1 protein-coding gene is annotated in these 421 nt (G+C 49.4%); it reads left to right on the forward strand.

Features of this window, described 5'->3' with window-relative positions:
• Window positions 1-244: hypothetical protein (locus N2K84_RS20270; protein WP_282593652.1), on the forward strand; the 244-nt coding region annotated here is incomplete at its 5' end.
• Between the last annotated feature and the right edge of the window lie 177 nt (window positions 245-421).

Here is a 421-nt window from a genome sequence, read left to right on the forward strand (position 1 = left end):
ATGCGCAAAAGATTGCTTCATTCCGCTGCGCTTCATTTGCAATGACGCCTGCTTGAAGCGCCCCATTCATCCTTCATCCTTCCCAAGGTCTGCCTTCCATTCTTTTCCTGTCCTCAAGCCGGACTGGCTCTTCCTTTTCTATTTCCTGCCCGGCTATGTAAGTCAGACGGGGATGAAAAGCCTGCCTGCGGTAGGCAGGGAAGCAAAAACCGTGTCAAAACGAACCCTCAGCCGGGCGTTTTGACGGCCAACGCACCCGCTCCGATCATCATGGAGATAAGCTGAAAACGAATTACTCATCTGGAATATTTATTGCTCCCGGCGTAGTCTTTGTTTTCTTCTTGAAGCAGCATTTTTAAAATTGTCAGGAGCCGAAGAAAGAGAATGTCAGCTTTTGGACTGGCCTACGGGGGTTTTGCTT

Source organism: Gaoshiqia sediminis (genome assembly GCF_025907915.1).
GTDB lineage: Bacteria > Bacteroidota > Bacteroidia > Bacteroidales > Prolixibacteraceae > Gaoshiqia > Gaoshiqia sediminis.